Annotated in this window: 24 protein-coding genes; 7 read left to right on the top strand and 17 right to left on the bottom strand. The window is 28.6% G+C overall.

Annotated features, from left to right (window positions below; genetic code table 11):
• Positions 1–87: 87 nt before the first annotated feature.
• Both OCL94_RS12940 and OCL94_RS12935 read right to left on the bottom strand, forming a co-directional pair.
• Positions 88–531 carry a hypothetical protein gene (locus OCL94_RS12940; RefSeq protein ID WP_262997336.1) on the bottom strand — a complete coding sequence of 148 codons (444 nt, stop codon included), beginning with the start codon at positions 529–531 and terminating at the stop codon, positions 88–90.
• 20 nt (positions 532–551) lie between these two features.
• Positions 552–1,226, bottom strand: coding sequence for a hypothetical protein (locus OCL94_RS12935; RefSeq protein ID WP_262997335.1), 675 nt, complete (start codon positions 1,224–1,226; stop codon positions 552–554).
• 250 nt (positions 1,227–1,476) lie between these two features.
• On the opposite strand from OCL94_RS12935, the gene OCL94_RS12930 reads away from it, so the two are divergent.
• Entirely contained in the window at positions 1,477–2,043 is a 567-nt protein-coding gene (locus OCL94_RS12930) for a tyrosine-type recombinase/integrase (RefSeq protein WP_262997334.1), read from the top strand.
• Here the strand turns inward: OCL94_RS12930 and OCL94_RS12925 are convergent.
• The 8 genes from OCL94_RS12925 to OCL94_RS12890 form a co-directional block, all read right to left on the bottom strand.
• A complete protein-coding gene (locus OCL94_RS12925) occupies positions 2,040–3,476 on the bottom strand; it encodes a YcaO-like family protein (protein WP_262997333.1) in 1,437 nt (478 codons plus the stop codon). The genes OCL94_RS12930 and OCL94_RS12925 overlap by 4 nt on opposite strands.
• On the bottom strand, positions 3,473–3,712 hold the full coding sequence (locus tag OCL94_RS12920) for a zinc ribbon domain-containing protein (protein WP_262997332.1): 240 nt from the start codon (positions 3,710–3,712) through the stop codon (positions 3,473–3,475). Before OCL94_RS12920 ends, OCL94_RS12925 begins: the two co-directional genes overlap by 4 nt.
• A 17-nt stretch (positions 3,713–3,729) precedes the next feature.
• Entirely contained in the window at positions 3,730–3,939 is a 210-nt protein-coding gene (locus OCL94_RS12915) for a hypothetical protein (RefSeq protein ID WP_262997331.1), read from the bottom strand.
• 393 nt (positions 3,940–4,332) lie between these two features.
• Positions 4,333–5,088: an ABC transporter permease gene (locus OCL94_RS12910; RefSeq protein WP_262997330.1), complete on the bottom strand. Its 756-nt coding sequence runs from the start codon at positions 5,086–5,088 to the stop codon at positions 4,333–4,335.
• The gene (locus OCL94_RS12905) at positions 5,078–5,953 is read right to left on the bottom strand and encodes an ATP-binding cassette domain-containing protein (RefSeq protein ID WP_262997329.1); all 876 of its coding nucleotides are present in this window, start codon (positions 5,951–5,953) and stop codon (positions 5,078–5,080) included. The genes OCL94_RS12910 and OCL94_RS12905 overlap by 11 nt, the downstream gene beginning before the upstream one ends.
• On the bottom strand, positions 5,946–6,689 hold the full coding sequence (locus tag OCL94_RS12900) for a SagB/ThcOx family dehydrogenase (protein ID WP_262997328.1): 744 nt from the start codon (positions 6,687–6,689) through the stop codon (positions 5,946–5,948). The genes OCL94_RS12905 and OCL94_RS12900 overlap by 8 nt, the downstream gene beginning before the upstream one ends.
• Positions 6,686–7,447, bottom strand: a complete 762-nt coding sequence (locus OCL94_RS12895) for a hypothetical protein (RefSeq protein WP_262997327.1) — start codon at positions 7,445–7,447, stop codon at positions 6,686–6,688. The genes OCL94_RS12900 and OCL94_RS12895 overlap by 4 nt, the downstream gene beginning before the upstream one ends.
• 9 nt (positions 7,448–7,456) lie before the next feature.
• Entirely contained in the window at positions 7,457–8,341 is an 885-nt protein-coding gene (locus OCL94_RS12890; RefSeq protein WP_262997326.1) for a hypothetical protein, read from the bottom strand.
• Positions 8,342–9,004: 663 nt separating this feature from the next.
• Here OCL94_RS12890 and OCL94_RS12885 point away from each other — a divergent pair.
• Positions 9,005–9,844, top strand: a complete 840-nt coding sequence (locus OCL94_RS12885) for a helix-turn-helix transcriptional regulator (RefSeq protein WP_262997325.1) — start codon at positions 9,005–9,007, stop codon at positions 9,842–9,844.
• Here OCL94_RS12885 and OCL94_RS12880 read toward each other — a convergent pair whose 3' ends face one another.
• The 5 genes from OCL94_RS12880 to OCL94_RS12860 form a co-directional block, all read right to left on the bottom strand.
• Positions 9,845–10,465, bottom strand: coding sequence for a hypothetical protein (locus tag OCL94_RS12880; RefSeq protein ID WP_262997324.1), 621 nt, complete (start codon positions 10,463–10,465; stop codon positions 9,845–9,847). It abuts the gene before it with no gap.
• Positions 10,466–10,650: 185 nt separating this feature from the next.
• Entirely contained in the window at positions 10,651–11,751 is a 1,101-nt protein-coding gene (locus OCL94_RS12875) for a relaxase/mobilization nuclease domain-containing protein (RefSeq protein ID WP_262997323.1), read from the bottom strand.
• A 15-nt stretch (positions 11,752–11,766) separates the two neighbouring features.
• Entirely contained in the window at positions 11,767–12,393 is a 627-nt protein-coding gene (locus OCL94_RS12870; protein WP_262997322.1) for a hypothetical protein, read from the bottom strand.
• Positions 12,375–12,818, bottom strand: a complete 444-nt coding sequence (locus tag OCL94_RS12865; protein WP_262997321.1) for a plasmid mobilization protein — start codon at positions 12,816–12,818, stop codon at positions 12,375–12,377. The genes OCL94_RS12870 and OCL94_RS12865 overlap by 19 nt, the downstream gene beginning before the upstream one ends.
• 522 nt (positions 12,819–13,340) lie before the next feature.
• On the bottom strand, positions 13,341–13,712 hold the full coding sequence (locus tag OCL94_RS12860) for a hypothetical protein (RefSeq protein WP_262997320.1): 372 nt from the start codon (positions 13,710–13,712) through the stop codon (positions 13,341–13,343).
• A gap of 162 nt (positions 13,713–13,874) precedes the next feature.
• Between OCL94_RS12860 and OCL94_RS12855 the strand changes: the two genes are divergently transcribed.
• The gene (locus tag OCL94_RS12855; protein WP_157821202.1) at positions 13,875–13,967 is read left to right on the top strand and encodes a type I toxin-antitoxin system Fst family toxin; all 93 of its coding nucleotides are present in this window, start codon (positions 13,875–13,877) and stop codon (positions 13,965–13,967) included.
• Between the two features lie 116 nt (positions 13,968–14,083).
• Here the strand turns inward: OCL94_RS12855 and OCL94_RS12850 are convergent, their stop codons facing one another.
• Positions 14,084–14,290 (bottom strand): hypothetical protein, encoded by a 207-nt coding sequence (locus tag OCL94_RS12850; protein ID WP_101038398.1) that lies wholly within the window; start codon positions 14,288–14,290, stop codon positions 14,084–14,086.
• 193 nt (positions 14,291–14,483) lie between these two features.
• On the opposite strand from OCL94_RS12850, the gene OCL94_RS12845 reads away from it, so the two are divergent.
• The 3 genes from OCL94_RS12845 to OCL94_RS12835 all read left to right on the top strand — a co-directional run bounded on the left by OCL94_RS12845 (position 14,484) and on the right by OCL94_RS12835 (position 17,314).
• On the top strand, positions 14,484–15,095 hold the full coding sequence (locus OCL94_RS12845; protein ID WP_262997319.1) for a DUF536 domain-containing protein: 612 nt from the start codon (positions 14,484–14,486) through the stop codon (positions 15,093–15,095).
• 69 nt (positions 15,096–15,164) lie between these two features.
• The gene (locus OCL94_RS12840) at positions 15,165–16,460 is read left to right on the top strand and encodes a hypothetical protein (protein WP_262997318.1); all 1,296 of its coding nucleotides are present in this window, start codon (positions 15,165–15,167) and stop codon (positions 16,458–16,460) included.
• 218 nt (positions 16,461–16,678) lie between these two features.
• A complete protein-coding gene (locus tag OCL94_RS12835; RefSeq protein WP_262997317.1) occupies positions 16,679–17,314 on the top strand; it encodes a hypothetical protein in 636 nt (211 codons plus the stop codon).
• 25 nt (positions 17,315–17,339) lie between these two features.
• Here OCL94_RS12835 and OCL94_RS12830 read toward each other — a convergent pair whose 3' ends face one another.
• A complete protein-coding gene (locus OCL94_RS12830; RefSeq protein WP_262997316.1) occupies positions 17,340–17,576 on the bottom strand; it encodes a hypothetical protein in 237 nt (78 codons plus the stop codon).
• A 151-nt stretch (positions 17,577–17,727) separates the two neighbouring features.
• Between OCL94_RS12830 and OCL94_RS12825 the strand changes: the two genes are divergently transcribed.
• Positions 17,728–18,063, top strand: a complete 336-nt coding sequence (locus tag OCL94_RS12825; RefSeq protein WP_262997315.1) for a helix-turn-helix domain-containing protein — start codon at positions 17,728–17,730, stop codon at positions 18,061–18,063.
• Positions 18,064–18,325 lie beyond the last annotated feature (262 nt).

Raw genomic sequence — 18,325 nt, 5'->3', positions numbered from 1 at the left:
AGGTAAATAGAATTTAAATTCTATTTACCTCTTTTTAATTTTTATTACTTTGATATATCACTAATTAAGAATACTATATTCAAAAATTTATTGAGTTAAATGATCAAATCTTTTTATGGATATGGAGTGTTGTCCTTCACAGTAGCGGAGAAGTTGATTGATAAATAGCTTTCTATCACCATTTATATAATACTTTTCAATTTTCTTATCCTCTATCCATTCTAATTTAATATTCATAGTCTGTCTGTCTTCTATAAAAGATTCGGCAATAAAAGATATATCTTCTTTATATCTATCTGTATCTTCTTTTTTCATCAGAGAAAATACTTTAATAGAAATTAAATTTCTGATATCATCTAACACATCATCTTCACTGTAATATTTCGGTATTAAAAAAGAAAAATCTTTTTTTAGTTCTCCAGGTCTATTCAAATCTTCATAAAGTATTACTGCTGAAATTATAGAATTAATTTCGACTGATAGTATCATAATGTTGGATCCATTATATTCCATCCTCATTATATGATTCATTTTAAACCTCCTTAGACTTTCTATACCGCAGCTATAACAAATGGAATTGCTTCAGGTGCAAAGAATGCAACACCTACGAGACCAGCGATAATGCCAGCAGCTATAGCCAAGTCTTTTACATTATTTAAGTTAAGATGTTTTTTCTTAATCTCAGCTTTAGCTTGTTTAAGTTTCGCTAAGTCTGCTTGACCTTTTTTATAATCTTTTGAAGATTTCACTTTATCTATTATTTTTTTTGGGACTCCAGAACCAGCTAATGTTTTACCATGACTAGGTGTGCCATCAACATTCTCAACGGCTTTTACTTTTCCTTTTTCTACATGAACATGTGGTTTTGCATCTCTGTTAGAAGGGCGATCTACTCTATATTTCCACCCTTGACCAGCATCATGAGTTTCACCATAACCATAAAATGTAAAATTATCACTATATTCTATATTTTTGAAATCACTATAAGGACTATTATTAACTCCTATCTTTTGAAGTTGCTTATTAAGCTCTTCTATAGTAATATCGCTAGCCTCACCAGTTGCTTTCTTCTCTTCAAGAGCTTTTTTAGTAAGAATATTAATTTCTTCAATATCACTATTCAGACTAGTTGCTGAAACACTGTGGCTTATAATCGAGAACATAAATACCGATAATAAAAACACAATAAATCCTTTTTGTAATAAGTTAATTTTTTTAAATATCATATAAATTCCTCCTATCTTTTATTTCTAAAAATAGTATATCATTATAATTCTAAATTCCACCTTAAATTTACCTTAAAAAGGTAATGAAAAATTTTTAACAATTTATAGAGTTTTTATCTATCAAGTAACACAATGCCAATTATGTTACATAATAAACCCCTACACTAAAGGGGTTTATTTTTATACCTTAAATAATGTATCATAATGATATCAATGCATACATTATACGTATCATATAGGAGTGATTTTGATGAACAGCGTGGAACCGATTCGAGATGTGAAAAAGATAAAGGAGATGAAAGAAGCACTGGCTTATTATGGATCAGAACGAGATGTTTTTCTTTTTAATTTAGGAATTAACTGTGGTCTGAGAGTGAGCGATATGTTGGGATTAAAGAAAAAAGATATTAAGGACTATTCAATCAAACTCCGAGAGAAGAAAACGCGTAAACAGAAACAAATCCCCCTTTATCACCTGAAGGAGGATATTGATCGTTATATTCAGTTCCTGGAGGATGAAGGTTATCTGTTTAAAAGTAATAAACTCGATTCTGAGGGTAATGATAAACCGATTAGTCGTGTACAAGCCTACAGAATTTTAAATCATTCAGCAACAGCAATCGGTTTAAGTGAAATTGGGACACATTCGATGCGTAAGACTTTTGGTTATCATTATTACAAAAAAACTAAGGATATTGCTTTATTGATGGATTTATTTAATCATTCTTCTCAGTCAGTAACACTTAGATATATAGGTATAAATCAAGATGTCATGAATGATTCAATAAGTAATATCATGAAACATATCTATAATTAAGGAAATGGTAATGGCTCTGTATTTAAGTCAGAAAATTTTAACTCTCTATCTATATATTTATTTTCAAAAGCAGCTTTGTAAAATCTAGGATGTCCCAAGCAGGGACTATTAGGTAAAAATGCTTGTGTTAATTCAGGTATATAAGATTTCATTAATTTTATATGATTGAAATCTAAAGGAGTAAAATCAAAAATGATTGGATCTATATTATATTTAAGTAATAATTTTTTAAGTTCAAAAAAGTTATTTTTATTCTCTCTAATCATTTTTTTACTATCGTATACTTTGCCATCATATAAATACCAATTTAATTTATTTTTATTTTTAGATAATCCATAGAAAGGTACTATCTCATAGAAAAGTTTCATGTTATCGATATCAAAGTCTTCAAATCCAAATAACTCAATCATAGACTTTGATGAATACCAATTAGGATTATAGAATAATGATTTTAAATTTAATTCACTCTGTCCATATTCTTTAAAAGAGCTTTCGACTGCATCTTCTATGCTCGAACCTACTCCACCACCTGCACAAAATGAAAATTTTTCTAGATCATCATTGTATGATACAGTAGTCACTACTGGAAACTCGTGCATATCAATATTATGATACTGAGATGTTATAACCTTATCAGTTTTTTGGGCTTCTTCTATAATCTTTTTACTATATATACTCTTGTTTTCTAAATTTTCATATTGAATATTTTCAGGAGGAAGTTTATTATACCATCTTAAATTTATTTGATCTCTTTCAATACATTCAGTAATACCATGGTATAGAGCTAATTCTTTATTATCATGCAATGATAATCCACCACTAGTACTATATCCAATTTTGCATTCCCCATGCACTTCAAAGGGATAAAATATATATACTAATTGTGCAGGAACCCATATTTCAGTGTTTTTATTTAAATATGTTCCTTTTACCCATCTTACCTTGGAATCTTCTGTAAAGTTATTATAAAAAACTTTTTCCTTTTCTATTTGTTCAGGAGCAAACAATTTAATCTTATCTGGTGATATAAGATTAAATTGTTTGCTTAAATCTTTATAAGAACCAAAAATTAAATTATCTTTATCAGTATAATATGCTAAAGCTCCAATTATTCTTTCGAACATTTCTCCTAATGTTGAAATAAGTATTTTACTGTAATTATCTCCTTTTCCACCACCAAATAAACTTTGCGATAAATTAGGAGAAAAAGACATCTTGTTGTTAACTTTTTGAATTATATAATCAATATTTGAATATACTCCTTTTCCAATATAACTGGGTAGTTCATTATTGGATCTGAAGTATGTAGATACTTTTGTAAATAATTCATAAGGACCATAAAATTTCTCTAGTTCTTCATAAGCTTTATAAGTTGTATAATCAGAGAGATATTTTTTCTTTATATTTTGACTATTAATATAAGTTATTTTCATTTATTTCCTGATCCTTCTTTCCATCTATCCAAAGTTGATAGGTCTTCAATAATTTTTTTCTTTATATTATTAGGTATAGGTTTTCCTAATAAAGATTTTCTCACTCTTTCTTTCATTTCTTCTAAGGTTATATTTTCTTTAAAGTTTCCATTTTGATAGCAATAATTACAATATAATTCGTTAGAATCAGCTTTATTATTTATAGTTAATAATTTACCACAGCTTTGACATATCAAATGTAACATCCTCTTCGTTATTTATAATGTCTTAATTCTAAAAATCTAAATAGAGTCGGAGCTCCCCATCCTAGTATTGGCCATATAGCAAAAAAGTTTTCGGGAAAAGTGTAAGATGGCTTTAACATAATTACTGCAATATTAAAAACAATAAATAAGAAATTGAATAATAAATAATATTTTAAATTTTTTATTGCTTTTGCTTTTTTTATATCATACTCATCCATCGTAATCCTCCAATCTAAAGTTAAAAGCATTTCTAAAATCCGAATCTTTAGGAACAGTTGAGAAAAATAGGTGTATTAGTAATTGCATAATCAAAATTTTTGTGAAAAAGAATTTTATAAACATACTATATACAATTAATAAAGATAAAGTTATTAGTGGTCCACTAAGATAAATTAATTTCCATTTATTTTTTGTTAAATTACTAGGGTTGAAAATTACTTTGCCACTTATAGGAAGTAATCCAAAAGTAATTTTTTTATAAGAAAAGAGTTTAAAGTCACCTACAACTATGATTTTGATATTTTGTTTAAAAATTACACAAAATAAAGAATGAGTGATCTCATGTATAAACACATTTAATACACACAAAAACCATATAATCAAAATTGTAATCATTTATTTCTCATACTCATTAATTTGTTTAAAATATTAAATAATAATATTGTGAAAATAAAATAACTTGTTGCTTGAAGAAAACGGATTAGATTTAATTTTCCATTCCAAATTAAATCTAAGACATCAAAAATTATATATGTAGGTGAATAATACACTATATTTTTCAACATTTCTGGTAATGATTCTTTTGGTATTACTATTCCGGATGTAAATAATAGCATAAAAAATATGCTGGATGATATTAATTGAAGAGTTCTTGCACTGTAATTTAATGACACTATGAATCTAACTATTGATACAAAAGTAAAATAACTTAGTAAAATAATTAAAATATATATGAATATATTGCCTTTGAATTCTATATTAGGATACTTCATATATACAAAAATAGTAATAATTATAATAGATAGAAATAATAGACACAAGTATGAAATTGACTCAATAACAAATCTAGTCCAATAATTTATTGGTAATAATTTTTGAGACTCAGATATTCCACGTTCTTTTTGGGCTGCTAAATCGTTTCCGATACCCATAAGTGTCATATTAGCAATAAGGAAAGATATATCAATAGGTACTAATGAATTATAGTAATTATCATTAGTATTTTGGTTAGTAGCACTACCAAAGCTATCACCAAAAACATATATCAGTACTACTGGAAAAATAAGAGTAAAAAAGATACTTATGGGTTCCCTCAAAAATCGTATTATCTCTAATTGGAAGTAATACATTACACTTTTAAAACTCATTACTAAGTCCCTCCATTGAAGATAGAAAATGATAATAATCTTTTATCGTTAGTTTTTCTTTTTCTTCATTATAAAACATATCATCACTATCATTGACAATAAAATAATCTTCTCCAAAGAGGTTATAGGCAGTAAACTTATTTAATAAATATTTGTTATCGTTAGTAATTTTTACTTTATATTTATTAATAAATATTTCATTTTTTAAATGATTAAAACTACCCTGATATTTTAATCCTCTATTTATAATTAAAATATCATCTGATATATCTATGAACTCTTCAATATCATGTGAGGAAACTATGATATTTACACCCATTTCTCTCAAATATTTTAATACATTTAGTATTGAAACTTTTACTTCTATATCTATACCTGCCGTAGGTTCATCTAGAATAATCAGTTTTTTATTACCTATTATACTAAGATATAAAGAGAACCGTTTTTTCTCTCCGCCTGAAAGTGTGAATGCATATTTTTCATATAGCTCTTCAATATTTAATAGAGTTTTTATTCTATCTATAGAGTATGATTCAGTTTCTACGAAATATAATAACTGAAAAAGTTTAATATATTCTTTTACTTTAATTCCCTTTAGGAAGTTGTCATTCTGTAATTGAACTCCAATTTTTTTCTTTAATGATTTATGAATATCTTTTTGTGGATTTATTCCTAACAAGGTAATATTACCTTGTTGAATATTTTCTAATCCTACAATCATTTTGAGTAAAGTAGACTTCCCTGCACCATTTGGTCCAGCTAGTAAAGTAATGCCTTCATAAAAATCAATAGACAAATTATCAAATATTTCTTTACTATATTTTTTTTTTACATCTTTTAGACTTATGAGACTTTTTCTACTCATTTGGAACACCTACAGATATTCCAAGTATAGGGAGTTCATCATCCATGAGATTCATATTTTCACTCACTATATCATTTGAGAAAGCTGCTATCATACATGAACCAAGACCTAAAGCAGTAGCAATTAAAGTAATATTCTCTGATAAGATACCCGCATCTATATTAACCATCCTATAACCTCTATTTCCATACTTCCATACAAATCTATTTATATCAGCAATAATAAATAAATTAAAAGCCGCGTAAACAGGAAATTCTGTAGTGTAATTATTTACTAAATCTAACTCCACAGCTCCTTTAAAAATTTGGACTATAGCTTCTTCACTCGGTGAGTAATAGTATAGTCCAGGATCTATGCCTTGCACTCTTTTAATATATATGTATATATTAAAAGGATTTAGCCCACCAGCTGAAGGTGAAAAAGATACAGGATATAAATTATTATTATATGCATTAGAACGATAATTTTTTATTCCATATGAATAATGTAATAATGTAGAAAAATTTTCGAAACTAATATAATCTTCCCTATAATCTCTCACAGATGTCCTTATATTAAGAAGATCGAATATATTTTTCTTAGAATCGAAATTTTTATTAATTTTTAAGTTATATCTTTTATAATCTTCATTATATATCTTTATAGTTTTGGGAGCCTTTTTGTTCTTTGCAGACATTATTAATTCTAAATCAATTTTTTCTAATTCTTTATGCAAATTTTTTATATAATCTTTCATCCTATCTCCTCATCTCTAATTTTATGGAGCTCCAAGATATGAGTAATTATTTTACTATTGTCTTCGTAACCTAATAATTTTAGCCAATCTAAGTCATAAAAATTTTTAATTTCGCGCACTTTAATTCCAAGCTTTAAACCAGAAATTAAGTTTTGTAATATATAAAATAATTCACCAGCTTTTATCAAAGACTCTTGATATGATTTTTCACCTAAAAGAATAGCTATCCTTTTAGGATTAGCTACTATACATATTATTTCTTCCGCTTGTTCTTGCCACTTTTTTTCATATTCTTGAATAAATGGTAAATCTTCATTGTTGTAATTATACATTTTGATAAATATATTTTGAGCTAATAAATATTTATATATACCTCCATTTTTCAATACATATATATCACATAGCATTAAATGTAAATTTATACTCTCGATATTTTCTCTCATATTTTGAAACACTTTATCGGCAACACTCATACTCAAATCTTTTATAATATTATTTTCATCTGATAATATTTCTAAATTTAAGTTATACACAGTTGAATGAAACCACTCTATTAAATCCTTTAATTCGGAATTCAATCTCCCTAAATCTATATTGTCATATCTTGATGTCCTAGATATTAGAGACTGCTTTTCAAAAGAATATGGTCTTTGAAGTCTTAAGATATAATCAATCTCATTATTTTTTTCTAAATCAAAAGAATCATCATATGGTATTATTGTTTCCTCTAAACTTAATCTGCTATCATGATTTTCCATATTTACTCCTTAAAGATAGTCATGAACTATTTTATTATTTTTTTGACATCCTAGGCAATTAGGTAAAGGCATAATATCTACGATATCATATCTCAAACTTTCGGAATCAATTAAAAATGCTCTGTTTTTTGTTCTTAATTTTTTAGTTATTAAAAAATCAAGAGATAGATGTAAAGAATAAAAAATAATATTATTCACAAAATAAGATATCAATGGTTTTTGTTTGTCTATTTCATCTTTATAGGCTATGTATTCCGTTTTGTAGAACAGTGCAGCTTCTAATTGAACTTCCATCTCATTATAGCAAACAGTTTCTCCCTTAATAAATATTGGAGAAATATATGAATTACCTCCATCTATAAAATTAATCATAAATGGAACTTCTTTTTCTATTAGTATTTCATTTATTCTATGAAACAGTAATGAGTCAAAATGAGAATATAATCCAATAATCATATCAAACTGATTTTTTTTAATGCTTTTCAAAGAATTAAAATCTATAAAATCAAAATTTATACCTAAATCTTCTATATACATAGTCATAATTTTTTTTATTTTTTCATTGTTACATAATATGGCTACTTTAGAATCTTTAATGCTTGATATACTGTTATCTTTGTTAATCAATTTATAATAATACTCAATATCATTCATATGTCTATAAGTTATAATTGACTCCTCTAATAAGAAATCCATTAATTCTTGACTGCAATCCTCATATGATACTATTGAATTAATAGATAAGTTACTTAAAAATTCTTTGTCTCTTTTATCTAAATCATTTGTTTCTAAAACAAATGATTTTTTACTCAAAATACTTTGTTTAATATAAAACTTATTTAGCCCTACTCTTTTAATACTAATATATGGATTAAGTATATATTTCTCTTCCATAAGATCTCCTTTAAATTTATTTAAAAAAAGTCTAGTTTAAATAATTAAACTAGACTTTTTTTTATGCTGTACACCAACACCAACAACACCAACCATCACCTAACGCAGCAACAGCATCCTTTTTGAATACAGACTCCATTTTACTGATTTTTTTCATATAAATCCCCTCCTTTCTCACAAAGTTATTTTTTACATATTTTCAATCTATATTACAAAGCAATGTTACACCTTTTTTTTTTTTTGTGCAATATGTTATTTTTATAATTAAAAGAAATTTATAAATACATATATAACTATTCCAAAAATAGGCAAACCAAAATAGAAATTTTCTATTTTGGTTTGCTATTTTTTTGGAATAGTTATACAATTTAATTAACTTAATTGAACGCAAAAAGAACACCCCACATTAATAACTGTTGGCGCAGTTATTAATCGCTTACCGATCCCAAACATCGGCAAACACTTTAGAATGTTCTTTTAACTTCCTCTATATTAGATTATGTTTTAATCATACCCGATTTTTCAGAGGTTATCAATAAAACAAATCTTAAGAGTAGGTTAAGAGAATATTAAATCGACAGAAGTCATAAGAGTGCATGCCATGGAAAAGACCGGCGTGTACTCTTTTTTCGTTCCTAAAATCTTAAAAAAGGAATGATACAAATGACTTACATCATGAACGATTTTGAAAACAACTTTGAAACAATCATCGCAATGGATCGCACTGTTGAGATTTATAATAAACATCTCAAAAAGAATCAGTATCGTGTACTTAACTTTCTAAAACAACACAGCTTAAAAATTATTGGTTATTCGCACTTAAAACTACAGACGATTGCCGATGCGCTTGAACTGGGCAAGGCTACCGTCTATCGTATACTCAAATATTTAGACGAAAAAGGTTATATCACAAAGATTCATACAGTCAGTGGTAAACGTAAAAATAACGGCGCAAATGTCTATCGTATCAACACATATTCACAATATGAAATCATCAGAGAAAAAAATGAATACGCTAAAATGAATACGCTTAATGCGGTAATCAAGACCGGAAAAGCGCTGTCACAACAAGCATTACAACACGTTCGCGCAAAAAAGGAAACTATATTCTTTTTAAATCTATTAAATATCTTTTTAAGTAACAAGAAACGTTTAAATAAAACACATTCAAAAGTTTTATATCACAATATCAAAAACTCAAATATTCGTGTCAAACCGATGGAAGTGCCTGACGAAATTTATAACGTCGCAAAGCCTTTCTTTACGGATGAAGAAATTATGGCACTTTATAAAGTTATGCTAAAAGAAACCATTGGTAACAACATTTATGACACGGACAATCACATTGAGATTATGGTTTATGCAATCAAATCACTGGTTAAAGCAAAGAAAAAAACATATAACGGTCTGGCAGTTAAAATTAAAAATGATAGAGCGTACTACATCGGTATTTTACGTGAATATATCAGCCAGCATTATTTTGTATATAACACCGTCGTCTAGTTAAGGGGCTACAGGATGATACTCAATATCATGATTACGTTGTAACTTCTGTACACGTTCAAGATACGTTTTTTTAGTCTCCGGGTCCTGAATTTGTTGCTGAATCTGGTATCGGACATTATCGTAATCTTGTGCTGTGAGATGACTATACTGAGAGATACTGATGTTTTCCAGCTGAATCTGCTGAATAATCTGATCTCCGATTTTCTTTTCATAGACAGCTAAACCATTATGATACTTATTCATCAGTGCCTCACGTTTATCCTGATCATCAATTTTATTGATTTTCTCTTTGGCCACTGAAAAATGGCGATGTGTTACATGATTTTTTACTGTCGTATAAAGGATACTGTCATCCATCAGACTATTCAGATACGCGTCAGCAGCTTTATATTGTACGTTTACTTTCTGAACATGAAGATGTTGCTGGTAAAAAGGAAAGGGCGATAATGGCGTCCATATACTCAGTGTGAGTCCAATCATCAAGATGATAAGCGATAAGGGTAACGTAAATCGTAATGACTTCAGATGATTAACCTGACGTCCATATAATACAAATATCCAAAATAAACACAGGACTACAATGAATACAGGCAAAGCATAATATAAAAATGAGTACATATTAATGCATTCCAATCGCAAGATAGTAAATAATAAAAACAACAAAAACAAAACAAATGACAACAGGTAAATAGTTTAATACGAAATTAAATTTCTCGAACTTTTGATATGAGCCCTGCTGGTAAGTCTCCATTTCAGACTGTAATTCACTTTTGATGTCCCTTAAAACCTCATATTTCAGCTTTCTAGCGTTCAAATTCGTCTCGGATAGATGCTCGATTTTGTTTTGGCTGAACTGAATGGTCTTTTGAAGTTCGTCCTTGAGTGCTTTGTTTTCGACGATCATCTCGTTCATTTCCTGTTTCAGTGTCGCGTTGTATCTTCTCATTTGCTCGAGCTCGGATGAGATCATCGAGTACTTGTCGTCCACGTCCTTGAAGGCCATCTGAGCCAGTCGATATCGTTCCTCGAGATGTTTCATCTGCTGGACTAATGGTGACTCCTGCGTGTTGTTGCTTAAATTGTTCGTAAGATTTTCGTTCTTGCTCCAATCCGTATTTGATTCCCTCGGCACTATAATCCACTCCTAAATTTTTTTCTCGTGTCACACGTTGCTTACCATTTTGATCAATAAAGTCATACGAAAAACGGGTGATTTGTTGCTTCTGATTGAACCTCTCCCTTATGTTTACACCTAAATCGGTTAAATGCGCTTTAAAGCGCTCTAAATCGAAATGAAGGCTATCCTTTGTTTTTGTGAAAGCTTTGTCTATTCTTTCCCGTAAATCGTCTTTCCATACATATTCACCTTTATCTTTGAGTTTCTGTTCTTTAATCGTGACTGATGTCCCCCGTTCTTTATTTTTTTCAATGACAGGGTAGCCATGTTCCCTTACAATGGCATCATTGATGCGTTCTACAATTTTCTTTTCCTGATAGCAATGATATTTATGGCCATCTTCTAAATTCACCGCATTAAACACAATATGATTATGATAATTGTTCGTATTGCCATGTGTATAGACGACAGCCTGAAAGCCACCCCCGAGTTCTTTATTCAGCCGTTCGGCCAGTTCATATCCCATTTGATTCACTTCAAAAGGATCAATGTCACGGCCTTTAAAGGACTGTTCAATGAGATGTGCCTGAATGTCTTTGCCTTCTTCTTTTGCTTTGTTGAATGCTTTTCTCACAACACTAAACTCATATTCAGCGTTACTTGGATCACAGTTAATGCCAGACATCGCAATACACTTCTTTTCTGATGTCATTTTATCTTTACCATCACGACCGTATTTAATGGATGCGGTCGCACTTCTGGAGGAAGCTACTTTAGTTTGTGCCATATCTGATGCACCTCACTATTTATGATTTTTTAAATTCTCATATACAATTTCTCTCAATACTACTAACCTTTTGTCTAAAATTCCCGTTACCCCATATTTTATTATTATTTTTGAAATAAACATGGGGAATATGGCAAGTAAAAATGAAATAAATAGAATATTAAAGTGTGTGGTTGGATTAGTTATATTTTCGATAATCCCATTGATAATCTCTTTAGATTTATTTTCAAACAGAACAATATCAGCATTAGGTTTTTTACTGTTATTTAAGGCGATTTCTAATTGTTTATCTGTAATAGCAGATACAGTATTTAAATCAATTGCGATGAGTGAAGTTATATACGCACTAAAAATTCCGGTAAAAGCAACACCAAAAGATACAAAAATGGAAGATATAACTGAATGCGAAGCGATTCTGACATTTCTTATGTCTTCTATTTCTTTAATCAACGCATTAATATAATCCATATTATTTTGATTTGATAGATTCCCATGAATTAATAAGTCTCTTAAATCTTGACTCATACTGACACGTTTAAGGTGGAAATTTAGAATCTTTGTTGCAAGCTTATTTCTTACTGTTTCACTATTATAGATATAGCTAGCAATGATAAATATAAATACTAATGTAAGTCCTTCCAAATTTTATGCACCTCACTTTGTAGCTGTTCAAATTCTTGTTTTAATACATTGAATTCCTCAGTCAGTTTTTTAACCTCATTCATTTCATGTTTTCCTAAAAATGTTTCTCTTGATAAGCTTTTTAAGGCTCGTGTCGATTGATTCATATTATTACCGACACGACTGATCTCTCCCGAAAGCTTTGAAAGAGGGGGTAAGATACTCTGAATATCCTCTGACTTCATTAATGGTCGATGTATCTTACCTCCTAATGCGCGCGCCTTTAAATATGATGTGATGTTCAAGTTGGCACTTGAAGCTGTACCAGCAATCACATCATATTCATCTGCATTCACTCGAAAAGAAATAATCTTTGATTTTTTCTTTGTCTCGCTCACTTGTTCGTCCCTCCATTCTGTAAAAAATATCTCATGTCCATTCGTCATTTTTTACGCCACTCCGTGACGAAGTGATATGATGTATCGGTTCAGACTGCTCCCTATTCGGTCACAGACATTCACACGATTGTTGTAAATCCAAATGACTCACTATTCAATCGCATTTGAGATTAACAACAGCCATCACATCACAAGAACACAAAACATTTATGTCCAATTGTTCTGTCACTATTCTTATCTCAATTATACCATAAATTGTACAAAAATGTTTTGGTCAAGCAGTGCGAATGTATACATTTGCTTCGCAAAGTCTAATTCACATACTTGTAAGGGAAAAGTTTTTCCCTTAACCCTTTCGTTTTATATCATCTGTATATTTCGAAGAAATATACAGATGATATAAAATACAAAAATCCATCAAAACATCACGTGATGTTTTGATGGATTTTTGTAGAAAACCTCACCGAATGTATTGGATTAATCTGACTCCTTTCGTCACCCTCATCCAATCCATTCGATACAAAAGATACTGGTATGACCAGTATCTTTTGTAAGACTGGTTATCACAGTTTAGCTCTTCGTTCTAAATTGTGATAACCAGTTCGTTAACCCCTTTAAATCATTAATATGCCAGTAGCCTCTTGAATCGTCCATTGCATCGGCAATCCCATTCAGCGTCTTCTTTAATTGATTAAGTTCTTCTTGAACTACCTGAAAATCATTTGGATCAATTCCTGACTGATTTTTATGTGCAATGACATAATTCTTCTTAAACTCATCTAACGAGATAAATTTACCGTTCTCTTTTCTTGGAAAGTCTTTACCAAAGACTTCTTTTAATATCTGAAGTTCTTTCTTATCTTTTACACGCTTTTCTTTCAATAGTTGTTTCTTTTTTTCTTCTAACGCTTGAAGTTCTTTTTCATAATCAATGTTTGTCATCTTATATCCTCCTGATGTTTATCGTTATCCTTATTATGCCACTAGTTTTTATGTGATAAAAAGAATAAGGTAAGCCACCTAGAAGAAATCATAGTAATTCGATATAATGAGTAGGCCGTCTTTACTTCCATAGGCGAGATCTTATGGAAGGAGGTGATCTCCATGGATATTTTACTTGTTGACGTTATTGCACCGATTATTGTCGGTGTCATCCTTGCGTTGTTTTCTCACTGGTTAGATCAACGTAAGTCGTAAGACGGCATACCAGCACTAAAAACCCCCTAACTGCTGGAACAGTTAGGGGGTTCGGTGTTTCCATGGAAATTCTACTTGTTAAGATTATTATATATCATTCAGTATTCTTTGTAAAACTAATCAATGACATAGACATACTTTACAGCATGTTTAAATATCGTAATTTCTCGGCCATCTTCTGTTTCAATGATGATATCGTAAGGTGGTGTAAATAGAAGTTTACCAGTAATTGCTTTGCCGTCCTTAAAAACGATTTTCACGTTTTTTCCTTTATGATGATAAAACCCATATTTCCTTTTTTCTTCTTTTATTTCCTCAGACATTTAATCACCTCATACGAGTATTTTTATATGCCTATTATATATGATTTTACTGAATTTATACACATATTATATAACTAATTATACAAACCGTATAATTGATTTTATATATCGTATAACGTAGTGTATAAGTTTAATGATATCAAGTATAATAATCATATAAGATGATATATGAAACGTAAAAGGAAGCGTAAAAATGGTTTATTCACTTAAAGAGCTGTCAGAAAAGCTATCTGTAACTAAAATGACTGTTTTGAATCATGCGAAGAAATTAGATATAGAATTAGAGAAAGTAGATAATGCACTGGTTATTACTAATGAACAAGCATTTAAGATAGGAGAGAGTGTTAATAATCAAAAACCATTAGATGAAAAATTAAATTTAGAAACCATTTTTGACGTCATAGATCAAGATATTAAAAATAATGATGATCAAGAGGACGTTAAAGATAGAGAGTTGCAAGATGATATAATTAATCTTTTGAAGCAGCAATTAGAAGATAAAGAAAAGCAAATATTTTTTTTAGAAAACCAGATGAACGTTAAAGATAATCAAATTAATAAATTAAATGAAACATTAGATAATCAACAGAAATTACTCCATAATCAACAATCACTGGCATTGCAGAGTAATGAAAAGATAAAAGTATTAGAGATAGAATTGAATGAAATTAAAGAAGACAATCAAGACGATAGTGTACAAAATACAATAGCTAATGATAATAAAGTCGACAACTTCTATAATGATTTAAAGGAAGATAGACAATCAGATAATAAAGGATTTTTAAGTAGGTTATTTAAAAGATGATTAAATATAAATTTCTTGAAAGTAAATCAAAAATTGAGAGATTAAAACACTAAGAATGGAGATGGCTCTTTGGATAAATTAAGCGAAAAAGAATTAAATATTATTAAGGATTCGGAAGAGATAAAAAAATATCCTTCATTACTATCTTATGTTAATCAGAATAAGATAGTTTCATTTACAAAAGGGCAATTAGATAACGCTCCTAAAAATATAAAAGATGAAATTTCCCAATATGGATCTGCCATTTTAAATAATGCGAGGACTGAATATGCATTCGCAAATGAGAGTAGGTACATAGAAGAAGACTATCAATGTGAACTGTGTGGAAATACTCAGGTGAAAATCGTTTTTTTAGTAAAGAATAAGATAAATGGAAACCAATTTTGGGTAGGCTCTACATGTGTTAATGAATTTGGTTTTGATAAAAATATAGATTTTGTTAATGTTGAATTAGAAAAAGTATTCAATAAAGAAGTAACAAATTACAAAGAATTGATAGCGGACGTTATTACACCAATAATTATTCCTTCTAAACTTTTAAATAAGTTTGATGAGATGAGAAAGAAATTAGTTAATGATAAAAAAGACTTTGTTAAAAATAACTCTAAGTCTATAAGCAAAATTAAGAAAACTGCAAAAAATATGGAGAATATACGTCGTGAAATTACGGAATATATTAACACACATCGAGATAGAGATTGGATAGCAAATACTGAAGTTTTAACTTGGTATGATAATTTGAGTGAGGATAATCCTATCAAGAAGGAAGCTGAAAAATCAATAGATAGATTACTAACTCATGGTAAGTTTAATGTTGATGATATTTCGTATATTCGAGAAAAAAATCACAGAACAAAAGTGAGAAATCTATTTATAAATTTAAACCATAACAAAAAATATTTCTTTTCTATACATAGAGATAAATTATTGTTAACGTTAGAATATAAGCAAACAAAAATTCATTATGATATTGAAGAAAGTGAACTTTATGAATATTATAAAAACCAATTATATTACGGTAGACCAATCATACTTAACGAGAGCATTTCTAGATTTACAAAAGTGATGTTACAAAATTCAAATCTACAAAACTTTTTTCGTCTATGTGATCCATCTAATTTAATTGAGTCTTTTAAGATGAGTGATAAACTTGTCTTTGTAGATGCTGATAAAGAATTTATTTATAAATTAGATGCCCAAGAATGCATTCAATATTTAAAGACGGATATGAATATAAATAACTACATAAAGAGTTTAAAAAAACCACTAAAGGTAAGTAAAGAAAAATTCAATGATTATATAAAAGATTTAGAGTCATATAAAGGACGAACAATTTTAAATAGAATTTCAGGAATAGATTATTGATAGTTGAATACACTCGCAAAGTTAATATGTGAGTGTATTCATTTTTATTCTAAATGAATGTAGCTAAATTTGGCATAGTTTTTCAAAAAATTATGATAAAATAAACCCTAAGATAGATCATGGTAAATATATTTATATTATTTATTGAATAGTAGTAAGATGTTGTGAATATAATTTGATTATTCATGTGAAATAATTAAGTGAAAAGGAGTATTTATTTGGAGACAAAATATAAATGTGGAGAAAAAGTTGTCTTTAAAGAGAACCTTTTTCTGTTAAACGATCAGCAAAAAAAGGTTATAAAAAAATATGTAGAAGTTCATACCAAACAGGAGCACAAAGATATACATAGTAATGAAGCTCATAATAAGAAGTTGAAATTAAAACTTGATGAGAAACAAAAATTGCAAATTATAAGTATAAAAAATGCTATGTTTGAGGCTATTACTAAAATTATAGATAATACTCAAAATAGTGTGTATGATTATTTAGTGGAAGAAGAATTAGTAGAGATAACTGAACATGCAAAAAAAAGAATAGTAGAGCGATCAGAAAGGACATCACTTGATACTGAGAACAATCCTTTTTCTAAACTAGCTAGTCTAGATATAAAAAGTCAAAAATTAGAAGATGTTATATCTCAAATTATTACCGAGGCCTTTATAAAATCCAATCAGGTAGAAGATAAGATAGAATTTCCTCCTCCTTATAATGACGAGAATTCATTTGCTAGGATTACTTATACTGCTGAATATAGCTTGTATAAAGTAAGTGCTGAAATAAAGTATGATAACACAAATAGTAGTCAAGATTCTGAACTAGTAATCATCGTTACTGTAATAAAAAAAGACTAAAACATACTTTAACCGTTTTAGTCTTTTATATATGAAAAGTTAATTCCTTCTCATTTGGGGATTCTTCAATTAATTTATATACATGGTTTAATGTTTTAATAGAAATTTTATAACCATAATCACTCTCTCTAAAATCAACAGGCACTGAATTTATAGTTCTACCAGATATTTTCAGGTTTTTTTTTGAATATTGAGGAGCTTTACGATTTTTTATTTTTGAAATAAATAATTTCTCATCAAATAGTTCTTGTGTCAAATTCATTTTAATCGCCTCCTCTATATGTAATTATAAAATACTCATTATATTATTATAAGTATTATTAACGTATAGTTTAAATCGTTTAGTTAGATAGAAAAATATTGTATATATTATAGAAAAATATTTCTATTAAAATTCATTGGAGGAAATATAATTGAAAAAAGAAGAACAATTTATGAATGAATATTTAGCTTGGAAAACAAATAATATTAATAATAAAAGTGGCTTTTTTCCTATATACAATGATTTCCTAAATCATTTAAATAATCTGTCCCCAGGAGCAGTGTCATTATATTTGTATTTTGGAATAAACTCTAAGAATATGACTGGTGAATCATTTCACAGCATTGAAAAAATATCGGACTATTTTGATAGGACTCCCAGAACAATAACCAATTGGATAAATGAGCTAGAAGAATATGGGCTAATTGAAAGAAAACAGAAAGGTTATAACAAAGTCGCCGTTACATATTTGAAACCATATTATTAACTATTATAACTTTTAACACAGGAATACTTAATTGATTTTAATGTACCATATTGATAATTAAGTTACTTATTAATTAATTATATGTAACAAAATGGTAATTAAGTTACATTCAAAACAAAAAGGTAAATAGAATTTAAATTCTATTTACCTCAGATTGAAGACAAACTCATTTTCATTACATGAGTTTGTCTTTTTTAATGACTATATTCTCATTTATTCGAAGAAATTTCTTCGAAATTTAAATTATTGACTATAATGCTAA

The organism is Macrococcus capreoli (assembly GCF_025628935.1).
Lineage (GTDB): Bacteria > Bacillota > Bacilli > Staphylococcales > Staphylococcaceae > Macrococcoides > Macrococcoides capreoli.
This window is presented reverse-complemented; position numbering and strand designations above follow the sequence as displayed.